The organism is Psychrobacter sp. UBA2514, assembly GCF_002341255.1.
Taxonomy (GTDB): domain Bacteria; phylum Pseudomonadota; class Gammaproteobacteria; order Pseudomonadales; family Moraxellaceae; genus Psychrobacter; species Psychrobacter pacificensis.
Genome location: NZ_DDNS01000005.1, coordinates 22,583 through 22,824 on the forward strand (window position 1 = coordinate 22,583; position 242 = coordinate 22,824).

The 242-nt window shown below is 45.0% G+C and carries 1 protein-coding gene; it reads left to right on the plus strand.

Annotated elements, in window-relative coordinates; translation table 11 throughout:
• On the plus strand, nt 1–242 hold a 242-nt coding region (locus tag B3V51_RS01455), incomplete at both ends, for an SDR family NAD(P)-dependent oxidoreductase (RefSeq protein ID WP_286707843.1).

Below are 242 nucleotides of genomic sequence, written 5' to 3' on the forward strand. Positions count from 1 at the left end.
GATAGCATCATCAATACGACATCTGTTAATGCATACGTTGGCAATGATGTATTGGTGCCGTACACCGCAACCAAAGGCGCTATCGTTGGCTACACCCGCGCGTTATCGCAACAACTACTTAGTCGCGGTATTCGCGTTAATCAAGTAGCACCAGGTCCTGTAGTGAGCGAGATTCAACTGGTATTTAAAGACTTTGATAAAGATATTTTAGAATCAATGTCCTCACCAATGGGGCGTATGGG